This is a genomic window from Lacimonas salitolerans (assembly GCF_042677865.1).
GTDB lineage: Bacteria > Pseudomonadota > Alphaproteobacteria > Rhodobacterales > Rhodobacteraceae > Lutimaribacter > Lutimaribacter salitolerans.
In genome coordinates this window covers 16,085-25,571 of sequence record NZ_JBHUDD010000153.1, presented here as the reverse complement: position 1 = coordinate 25,571, position 9,487 = coordinate 16,085, and the positions used below count along the sequence as shown (strand labels likewise).

Here is a 9,487-nt window from a genome sequence, read left to right as displayed (position 1 = left end):
ACACGCCCTTTCTTAACGATGATCGCGCTGCAGCTGACGCTCCAGCCACTGCGAATACTGTGAAATCCCGTAGCAGACGACAAAGAACATCACGACGGCAAAGCCCCAAAGCTCCCAATACACGCCGTTCCATGCGGTCGAGGCCAGGATCGGGCCGCGGATCATCCCAACCAGGTCGAACATCGAGATGATCGAGACCAGCGTGGTGTCCTTGAACAGGCCCACAGCCACGTTGACGATGCCGGGGATCGAGATTTTCAGGGCCTGCGGCAGGATGATCAGCCGCATCGACTGCGCATAATCCAGCCCCAGGCTGTCCGCCGCCTCGTACTGACCGCTTGGCAGCGCGGCCAGGCCGCCCCGGATCACCTCGGCGATATAGGCCGAGGCAAAGGCCGTGATCATGATGACCACGCGGATGAACAGGTCGATATTGCTTTCCGGCGGAAAGAAATACGACAGCACGACGCTGGCCACGAACAGCAGGGTGATCAGCGGCACGCCGCGGATGAACTCGATGAACATCACGCAGATCCACTTGATGATCGGCATCGAGCTTTGCCGCCCCAGCGCCAGCAGGATGCCGATGGGCAGCGACAGCGAGACGCAGACCGTGCCCAGCATCATGTTCAGCATGAACCCGCCCAGATCGCGGCTGTTCACCGGCTGAAACGCCAGCACACCGGGGGCGGCCGCGGCCAGCAGGCCGCCCAGCCACGCCACCACGACAATCGTGGCAAGACCCGCCAGCAAGGCCATGACAACGCCAGACCATTCCAGCCGACGGAACACCATGACGCCCGCGACAAAGGCCACAAGGATCGCAAGCGGGGTCAGGATCGTGCCGCCCCAGATCAGCCAGTAGGCCACGAACGGATACAGGCCGGTCATGATCAGCATCTTGCGCGGCAGGTTGAAGAACAGCACCGGTGCGATCGCGACCAGAAGCAGGATCATCGCCAGCAACGGACGCCAATATTGATCGGACGGGTATCTGAAGCCAAACAGCAGCTGGTTCCAGCGCTCGGTCAGGACCGAGAAACAGCCGCCCGTCGCGCCCTGCAACACCTCGCGGCATTCGGACAGGCTGGAGGTCGTCCAGACCCCGTTCCAGAACCACGGCAATGCGCCCACGACGATCTGGTAGATGAAATAGATCGCCAGCAGCGTCATGACGGTGTTGATCGGGCCGGGAAACAGGTTCTCGCGCATCCATCTTATAACGCCTGCCTGCGACGCGGGCGGGGCTTGTTCGGGCAACATCGTGTCGCGGACATAGGCGATGGATCGAGCATGTGTATCACTCATCTCAGCGCTCCTTGAGCTTCACGGAGTTGTTGTAGACGTTCATCACCGCCGAGATGGCAAGGCTGATCGTGAGATAGAACAGCATCAGCAGCAGCACGCATTCGATGGCGCGCCCGGTCTGGTTCAGGGTAATGCCACCCAGCGTGCCGGTCAGGTCCATGTAACCGACCGCGATGGCAAGGCTGCTGTTCTTGGTCAGGTTCAGGTATTGCGAGATCAGCGGCGGGATGATCACCCGCAGCGCCTGCGGCAGGATCACAAGGTTCATGATCCGTCCCGGACGCAGGCCCAGCGACGCCGCCGCCTCGGTCTGGCCCCGCGAGATCGCAAGGATACCGGCGCGCACGGTTTCGGCGATAAAGGCCGCCGTGTAGATCGACAGCGCGAACCAAAGCGAAATCAGCGAGTTGCGCGCGAAGATGCCGCCCTGAAAGTTGAAGCCCGCAAGTTCGGGATATTCCATCGTGATCGGGCGGCCCATTGCGAAATACGCAAGGATCGCCGGTACGAAGAACAACGCGACAGACGGCCAAAAAACGGGCAGCAGCTTACCCTCGTCGAACAGCTTTTGCTTGACGTAGCGGCGGTAGGCAAAGATGCCCCCGATCGATGCGACAAACACGCCGACCACCACAGCCGAGCCTGCGCCGAACACGGGCAGCGGCGCATAAAAGCCCCGCCCGGTAAAGGCGAACATCCCGAACAGCATCGACGCCTCGGGGCTCTCGCCGCGGAAATCCCGCGGCTGCGGCAGCACGGCGGTAAAGATCGCCATGATGATCAAGATCCAGACCAGCACCGGCACGTTGCGGAAAATCTCGACATAGACCGACATCAGCTTGCGGATCAGCCAGTTCGGGCTGAGCCGCAGGATGCCCACGACAACCCCGATCAGCGTCGCCATCAGGCACCCCAGAAAGGCCACCAGAAGCGTGTTCAGCACGCCGACGATCGCGGCGCGAAGATGGCTGGACTGACTGTCGTATTCGATCAGGCGCTGGTTGATATCATAGCCCGCAGGTTCGGCCAAAAACCCGTAGCTGATGTTCAGCCCCGCAGCGGCAAGGTTCGACAGCAGGTTGCTGAGCAGGAAGGCCATTGCCGCGAACAGGGCAATCAGCGCCAGGAACTGGAATGTGTAGGATCGATAGCGGGTGTCGTTGACCAGCTGAGACAGGCGAAACGTCTCGGCCGGCGGATCGGAATACGTCGCCATATCTATGTTCCCTGGACTGTTCGTCTTGGTCCTGTCCGCGCAGCGGCTGCGTCTTTTTAGACAGGGACGAAACGTATGTTCTGTGAGGATACAGAAAGGGCGCGGTTTGACCGCGCCCTTTCAAAGGTCAGGTTACCGGAACGGCGGGCTGTAAAGCAGGCCACCATCGGTCCACTGTGCGTTCAGACCACGCGACAGGCCGATCGGGGTGCTTTCGCCGATGTGCTCTTCGAACACTTCGCCATAGTTGCCCACGGACTTGATGGCGCGCATGGCCCATTCGTTGTCCAGGCCCAGCATCTCGCCCAGGGTCCCTTCGGTGCCCAGCAGACGGTTGACCTCGGGGCTGTCGGTACCGCCGGCCATCTCGTCGATATTGGCCGAGGTCACGCCCAGCTCTTCGGCGGCGATCAGGGCGTTCAGGGTCCAGCGCACGACGTCGCCCCACTCGTTGTCACCGTGACGGACCAACGGGCCCAGCGGCTCTTTCGAGATGATTTCGGGCAGAATGACGTGATCACCCGGGGTTTCGAACGCGGCACGTGTCGCGGCCAGACCGGATGCGTCCGTCGTGTAGACGTCACATGCGCCTTCCAGATACAGCGGCTGCGCCTCGGCGTTGGTTTCGATCGGAACCGGCTCGTAGTTGATGTTGTTGGCACGGAAGTAATCGGCCAGGTTCAGCTCGGTCGTGGTGCCGGTCTGGATGCAGACGGTTGCCCCGTCCAGTTCCTTGGCCGAGGACACGCCAAGCTCTTTCGGGACCATAAAGCCTTGGCCATCGTAGTAGTTGATGCCGACGAATTCGAACTTCAGATCGACATCGCGCGAAAAGGTCCAGGTGGTGTTGCGCGCCAGCATGTCGATCTCGCCGGATGCAAGCGCGGTAAAGCGGGTCTTGCCCGTGGTCGGCACGAACTCGACAGCGGATGCGTCCCCCAGCACGGCAGCCGCAACAGCGCGGCAGACGGCAACATCAAACCCTTCCCACTCGCCATTGGCGTCGGGGGCCGCAAAGCCCACCAGACCGGTCGTCACGCCACAGTTCAGCGTTCCACGTGCCTTGACATCGTCCAGCGTCGCAGCAGCGGCGGCACCCGCCGTCAGACCAGCGACTGTCAGCGCGCCAAGAAATACGTTTTTTGTCATCTTTACCTCTTCCTGATTGTCCGCCCGTCTGTACAAATCGGGTTTGTACGGTTCCGATTTTCGGGACCGCAGGCGAAACTGCTTAAGGGATCTTCCCCATTCAGTGGATCAAGTTTGGCGGGATTCATCGCTAAAGGTCAAGTGACCTATCGCCAAAAATGATATGTCAGACCGGCTTACTCAAGGGCAACGCCCAACAGTTGCGCGTTCAGACGGCACCGCATAAATCGAAAAAGCGCTTGGCGTGGAAAAAACTGGCCTGCTTGATCGCGGCGTGTTCCGCAGCCTCTTCGTCATCGCCCCACTGCTCAACCTGCCATGTCTCGTCGATGCGCGAAAGGTCCCAGGCGTCATCCGGCGTCAGGTGGTCACGCGCGGCGGCAAACCCCAGGATCAGCGAGCCGGAAAGGCTCACCAGATCGTGAAAGGCGGTCAGGCGAAAGGCATCCAGATCATGCACATGACCACGCAGCCGCGTCAGCGCATCTGAGGGCTGCGGCACATGCATCACGCCCTGCGCCACGCCAAGGCGCGCGCCCAACGCTGCCTCGGCCCAGTCCAGCAGCGGGTCCCACCCCTGGGCCTGCCGCGCGACCAGTTCCGCCGGCGCATCGGCGCGATAGCACAGCAGATCGGCGTCGCCATAGGCGGCAATCATGTCGGCAACCTGCGGGTGTTGCGCCGTGACCTTGTCGATGGCGGCATTGGCCGAGCGGGTAAAGGGCATGGTGTGGGGGGTGATCTCGCCCTCCTGCGCGTCCCATTCGGCGGCGATTTCCTGCGCCATCGCCTGTGTCGGCACGACCAGCGGGGCCTTGGCCGGGGTGCGCACGGGCCGCATGTCCAGGTGAACGGCAAAGCCGTCACCCTCGGGGACAACCTGCGCCTGGGCCCAGAACCGCTTGGCTTTCCACTCGCTCATCTGCCTGCCCTCCATATCCCGTTCAGCGCCACATCCAGCGCGCCGAAATCATCGATCACCTGCCCGGCGTGTTCCTGCAACGCATCCACGGGATGATAACCCCACGCGACGCCGATGCCATGCGCCCCGGCGGCGCGGGCCATCTGCATGTCGAACACCGTGTCGCCCACCACGACGGTATCGCGCGGGTCCACCCCGGTTTCGTCCATCGCGGTAAGAACCATCGACGGGTGCGGCTTGGACGGGTGATGATCGGCCACCTGCTCGGTCACGAAAACGCCGCGCAAACCGTGGCTGTCCAGCAGCGCATCCAGCCCGCGCCGCGACTTGCCCGTGGCCACGCCGATCAGCACATCGTCCCGCCCCGCCAGCGCGCGCAAGACCTGCGCCGCACCGGGATACAATGGCGACGAGGCCGCCCCCTTGGTCGCGCGCAAAGCCACATAGCTGTCCTTGTAGGCGGCCACCATCCGGCCCTGCGCCGGTGCGTCAAGTTCGGGCGCCAGCCGCGCCATCGCCACGTCCAGCGACAGGCCCACGATGCCCAGCACCGTTGCCCGGTCGGGCACCGGATGGCCCACCGCGTCGAACGCCACCGTCATCGAGGCGACGATATCGCCCTGGCTGTCCACCAGCGTGCCATCCACATCGAAAAGGATCAGACGCAGGTCTGCGCTCATCTCAGGCTCTCGAACGGGTCTTCGGCGGCGATATCCTCGGCCCAGCCCAGCGTGTCCCAGCTTGACGCCATATGCTCGGGCAAGGGCGCGGTCACGGTGACGGGCTTGCGGGTGACGGGGTGTTCGAACCGCATGGTGCGCGCGTGCAGATGCAGCTTTTTCGAGATCACGCCGCCCAGTTGCGCGCCCCAGCCGTCGCCCATGTTCTCCTGCCCCGAGCCGCCGTATTTACCATCGCCGATGATCGGATGGCCGATCTCGGCCATGTGCGCACGCAACTGGTGTGTGCGCCCGGTCAGCGGCTCAAGCGCGACCCAGCTTGCACGGCTGGCCACGCGGTACAGCGTTGCATAAAGCGTATGCGCCCGCTTGGCCCCTGGTGTCTTGTTCATCTCGCGCGGGTGGATGCACAGCATCTTTTCCCCCTCGCCCTTGGCGCCATGCCCCGCCGCCTTGACCAGTCCGAACCGGATTTCACCGAGGTAAGGCGTGGGAACCCCTGCGACCAACGCCCAGTAGATCTTGCGCGTGTCCTTGTGGCGCATGGCGGCTGTCAGCCCCTGCGCCGCCGCGCGGTTGCGCGCCAGAAGCAGAACACCCGACGTGTCCTTGTCCAGCCGGTGCACAAGGCGCGGCTTGTCCTCGGCATCGAACCGCAGCGCCTCGGCCAGACCATCGACATGCTTGGTCTGCTTGCTGCCGCCCTGCGTGGGCAGGCCCGGCGGCTTGTTCAGGACGATCACGTCATCATCCATGTAGATCACGCAATCGCGGATCATCCGTGCGTCGGCCTCGGACACCCGCGCGTTGGGCGAGGCCGCCGGGCGCGAGCCCTCGTCCGGCAGCGGCGGAACACGCACCTGCTGGCCCGCCATCACGCGGGTGTTGGCCTTGACCCGGCCACCATCGACGCGCAGCTCGCCCTTGCGGCACATCTTTTCGACCATGCCCTGCGTGACCTGCGGAAAATGCCGTTTCAGCCAGCGGTCCAGCCGCTGGTCGGTATCGTCATCGGCGACGGTGACGGTTTGAACACCGCTCATTGAAGTACCCCACGGGTAAGAGACATGGCCATCATTATGGCCCCCAGCGACAACACGACCGATGCCGCCACATAAAACCCCGCCAGCAGAACCTGCCCGCGTTCCATCATCGCCACGGCATCCAGCGAGAACGCCGAAAACGTGGTGAACCCGCCCAGAACCCCGGTCATCAGGAACGGGGCCAGCCGGGTCGCATCCTTTTGCGCCAGCGCGACCACCAGCATCCCCATGGCAAAGGCCCCCAGCACGTTCACCGCCAGCGTACCCCAGGGAAATCCCGGCCCCATCACGCGCAGCGCCGCAACGCCGGTCAGATACCGGGCCAGGGCACCAAGGCCCCCCCCAAGGGCGACTTGCCAAAGCGTATGGATCATGGCCGCTCTCCTGTGCGCTGACCGGGTCAGAGTCAAGCCCGCAAGGGATTATCCCCCGCGTTTGGCCCGCAGATTGGCGAACCAGTCAAGCCGCTTTTTCAACTCACGCTCGAATCCGCGCTCGACAGGCTGATAGAACACCGGGCGCTTCATGTCGTCGGGAAAATAATCCTGCCCAGAAAACCCGTCCTCGGCGTCGTGATCATAGGCATAGCCGGTGCCGTACCCCTCGTCCTTCATCAGTTGCGTGGGCGCGTTCAGGATATGCTTGGGCGGCGGCGCGCTGCCGGTGGACTTGGCCGACCGGCGCGCGGCCTTGTAGGCGACGTAACCGGCGTTGGATTTGGGTGCCAGCGCCAGATAGGTCACCGCCTGCGCCAGCGCCAGTTCGCCCTCGGGCGATCCCAGCCTTTCATAGGTTTCCCATGCGTGCAGGCAGACGGTCTGCGCCTGCGGATCGGCCAGCCCGATGTCCTCGACCGCCATGCGGGTGATGCGCCGGGCCAGGTATCGCGGGTCCTCGCCGCCCTCCAGCATCCGCGCGTACCAGTACAGCGCCGCATCGGGATCAGACCCGCGCACCGATTTGTGCAAGGCCGAGATCAGGTTGTAATGTGCATCCCCCGATTTGTCATACTGCGCGGCGCGGCGCATCAGGCGGGTGGTCAACTGATCGGTGCCCAGCGTGCCATCGACCTTCCATGCGGCCACCTGCTCGATCAGGTTCAGCGCCGCGCGCCCGTCGCCATCGGCCATTTCCAGCAGCGCCTCGCGCGCATGCCCGTCCAGCGGCAGCGCGCGGCCCAGTTCCCGCTCGGCCCGTTGGGCCAGAAGTTCCAGATCGGCCAGCTCCAGCCGTTTCAGCACCAGAACCTGCGCGCGGCTCAGCAGCGCGGCGTTCAGCTCGAAACTGGGGTTTTCCGTGGTCGCCCCCACCAGCAGGATCGTCCCATCCTCCATATGCGGCAGGAACCCGTCCTGCTGGGCCTTGTTGAACCGGTGGATTTCATCGACGAACAGCAGCGTGCCCTGCCCGTTGGCATGGCGGTGGCGCGCGGCCTCGAACACCTTTTTCAGGTCGGGCACGCCGGTGAAGATCGCGCTGATCTGCACGAAATGCATGTCGGTATCATCCGCCAGCAGCCGGGCGATTGTTGTCTTGCCCACGCCCGGCGGCCCCCAGAAGATCACCGACGACAGGCTGCCCGAGGCCAGCATGACACCTAGCGGTCCTTCTGGCCCCAGAACCTGATCCTGTCCGATCACCTCGGCCAGCCGCGACGGGCGCAGCCGGTCGGCCAGCGGGCGCGGGCCTTTGGGGCCATCCGGGGCCGGAACGTCATCGAACAGGTCGCTCATGTCACAGCCTTGCGCGCAGGGTCAGGCGCTGGTTGCCACGCTGCGCGTCGATCGCCAGCGCGCGGGTGGCGTCGATCAGGGCGCGCTCGGCCTCGGCGGTGGTCTCCACCGGCTGACCGTTGATGCCGCGCAGGATGTCGCCGGGGCGCAGCCCAAGACGCCCGCCATAGGGGCCAGGGTCGTCCACCAGCACGCCGCTGGCGCTGATCGGCAGGCTGTATTCCGCCATCACCGCCGGGTTCAGGTTGGACAGCACCAGCCCGGGCAAGGCGCTGCGGTCGCCGGTCTGGCGCTGATCGCGCGGCGGATCGTCGGGCGGGGCGATCATCGCCACCGCGACGGTCTGCGCCTTCCCGTCGCGCAGCCGCGTCACCTGCGCGGAATTGCCCAGACCCGCGACCGCCATGCGAAACAGCATTTCCTGCGCCGAATTCACCGGCTGGCCGTCCACTTCGGCAACAATATCGCCCGGCTCAAATCCAGCCTCGGCAAAGGGGCTGGCCGGGTGCAGGGCGGAAATCACGATGCCCTCGGGCAGGCCAAGGCCCAGCGAGGCGGCGATATCCGCCTCGACCGGCTGCCCCGCGATGCCCGGCCAGGGCAGACCAAAGCGCGAGGCCCCGTCGCGCGCCTGCCGCACGAATTCGGCCACCAGATTGGCAGGGATTGCGAAACCGATACCGTTGGACCCGCCCGAGCGTGTCAGGATCGCCGTATTCACCCCGATCAGCCGCCCGGTCACGTCGATCAGCGCACCGCCCGAGTTGCCGGGGTTGATCGCCGCATCGGTCTGGATGAAATAGCCGCGCGCATTGCCGCCGCCCCCGCCGCCAGACCGCGCCAGCCCCGACACGATGCCGCTGCTGACGGTCTGGCCCACGCCAAAGGGATTGCCGATGGCCAGCACCAGCTCGCCCACCTCGACGCTGTCGCTGTCGCGCAGGGGCAGGCTGGGCAGGTCCGTGGCGTCGTCCAGTTGCAGGATGGCCAGATCGGCCTCCTGATCGCCCAGCACCACCTGCGCGCTGTATTCGCGCCGGTCCGACAGCACAACGCGGATGTCAGTGGCCTGCCCCACGACGTGGAAATTCGACACCACCAGCCCGTCACCCGACAGGATCACACCCGAGCCAAGGCTGTTTTGCACACGCGGACGACTGGGCGCGAAATCGCGGAAGAAATCACGAAAGAACGGATCGTTCCGAAACGGGCTGGAGCGCGATTCGACCACGCGCTTGGCGTAGATATTGACCACCGCCGGGGTGGCCTGCCGGACCAGCGGGGCAAAGCTCAGCGAAATTTCGGTCTGGCTTTGCGGCACGCGCGGGGTGTCGGCCGCGGCGGGGATGGCAAGGATCAGCAGGATCAGCAGGCTGCGCAGCATCTTGGCCTCCTTTTGTCATGCCAATGGATATGTCCGGGCGCGGGTTTCATTG

9 protein-coding genes are annotated in these 9,487 nt (G+C 64.5%); all 9 read right to left on the bottom strand.

The genetic code is table 11. From position 1 onward, the window contains the following. Nucleotides 1-12 precede the first annotated feature (12 nt). The 9 genes from ACFTOW_RS17290 to ACFTOW_RS17250 all read right to left on the bottom strand — a co-directional run bounded on the left by ACFTOW_RS17290 (nucleotide 13) and on the right by ACFTOW_RS17250 (nucleotide 9,435). Nucleotides 13-1,308, bottom strand: coding sequence for an amino acid ABC transporter permease (locus ACFTOW_RS17290; RefSeq protein WP_379918015.1), 1,296 nt, complete (start codon nucleotides 1,306-1,308; stop codon nucleotides 13-15). Between the two features lies 1 nt (nucleotide 1,309). Beyond that, on the bottom strand, nucleotides 1,310-2,524 hold the full coding sequence (locus ACFTOW_RS17285; RefSeq protein ID WP_379918013.1) for an amino acid ABC transporter permease: 1,215 nt from the start codon (nucleotides 2,522-2,524) through the stop codon (nucleotides 1,310-1,312). 132 nt (nucleotides 2,525-2,656) lie between these two features. Next, nucleotides 2,657-3,673, bottom strand: a complete 1,017-nt coding sequence (locus tag ACFTOW_RS17280) for an amino acid ABC transporter substrate-binding protein (protein WP_379918010.1) — start codon at nucleotides 3,671-3,673, stop codon at nucleotides 2,657-2,659. Nucleotides 3,674-3,881: 208 nt separating this feature from the next. Then, complete coding sequence (locus ACFTOW_RS17275; RefSeq protein ID WP_379918008.1) at nucleotides 3,882-4,595, bottom strand: ATP12 family chaperone protein; 714 nt, start codon at nucleotides 4,593-4,595, stop codon at nucleotides 3,882-3,884. Next, nucleotides 4,592-5,275: an HAD-IA family hydrolase gene (locus tag ACFTOW_RS17270; RefSeq protein ID WP_379918006.1), complete on the bottom strand. Its 684-nt coding sequence runs from the start codon at nucleotides 5,273-5,275 to the stop codon at nucleotides 4,592-4,594. Before ACFTOW_RS17270 ends, ACFTOW_RS17275 begins: the two co-directional genes overlap by 4 nt. Then, nucleotides 5,272-6,318, bottom strand: a complete 1,047-nt coding sequence (locus ACFTOW_RS17265; protein WP_379918004.1) for an RluA family pseudouridine synthase — start codon at nucleotides 6,316-6,318, stop codon at nucleotides 5,272-5,274. Before ACFTOW_RS17265 ends, ACFTOW_RS17270 begins: the two co-directional genes overlap by 4 nt. Beyond that, nucleotides 6,315-6,692: a fluoride efflux transporter CrcB gene (gene crcB / locus ACFTOW_RS17260; RefSeq protein WP_379918002.1), complete on the bottom strand. Its 378-nt coding sequence runs from the start codon at nucleotides 6,690-6,692 to the stop codon at nucleotides 6,315-6,317. Before crcB ends, ACFTOW_RS17265 begins: the two co-directional genes overlap by 4 nt. Nucleotides 6,693-6,740: 48 nt before the next feature. Further along, a complete protein-coding gene (locus tag ACFTOW_RS17255; protein ID WP_379918000.1) occupies nucleotides 6,741-8,051 on the bottom strand; it encodes a replication-associated recombination protein A in 1,311 nt (436 codons plus the stop codon). A 1-nt stretch (nucleotide 8,052) separates the two neighbouring features. After that, nucleotides 8,053-9,435 (bottom strand): trypsin-like peptidase domain-containing protein, encoded by a 1,383-nt coding sequence (locus ACFTOW_RS17250; RefSeq protein WP_379917998.1) that lies wholly within the window; start codon nucleotides 9,433-9,435, stop codon nucleotides 8,053-8,055. Between the last annotated feature and the right edge of the window lie 52 nt (nucleotides 9,436-9,487).

Bases quoted from the DNA above. Each gene is read 5' to 3' on its own strand.
- ACFTOW_RS17290 (WP_379918015.1), bottom strand. From the start codon at position 1,308: ATGAGTGATACACATGCTCGATCCATCGCCTATGTCCGCGACACGATG.
- ACFTOW_RS17285 (WP_379918013.1), bottom strand. From the start codon at position 2,524: ATGGCGACGTATTCCGATCCGCCGGCCGAGACGTTTCGCCTGTCTCAG.
- ACFTOW_RS17280 (WP_379918010.1), bottom strand. From the start codon at position 3,673: ATGACAAAAAACGTATTTCTTGGCGCGCTGACAGTCGCTGGTCTGACG.
- ACFTOW_RS17275 (WP_379918008.1), bottom strand. From the start codon at position 4,595: ATGAGCGAGTGGAAAGCCAAGCGGTTCTGGGCCCAGGCGCAGGTTGTC.
- ACFTOW_RS17270 (WP_379918006.1), bottom strand. From the start codon at position 5,275: ATGAGCGCAGACCTGCGTCTGATCCTTTTCGATGTGGATGGCACGCTG.
- ACFTOW_RS17265 (WP_379918004.1), bottom strand. From the start codon at position 6,318: ATGAGCGGTGTTCAAACCGTCACCGTCGCCGATGACGATACCGACCAG.
- crcB (WP_379918002.1), bottom strand. From the start codon at position 6,692: ATGATCCATACGCTTTGGCAAGTCGCCCTTGGGGGGGGCCTTGGTGCC.
- ACFTOW_RS17255 (WP_379918000.1), bottom strand. From the start codon at position 8,051: ATGAGCGACCTGTTCGATGACGTTCCGGCCCCGGATGGCCCCAAAGGC.
- ACFTOW_RS17250 (WP_379917998.1), bottom strand. From the start codon at position 9,435: ATGCTGCGCAGCCTGCTGATCCTGCTGATCCTTGCCATCCCCGCCGCG.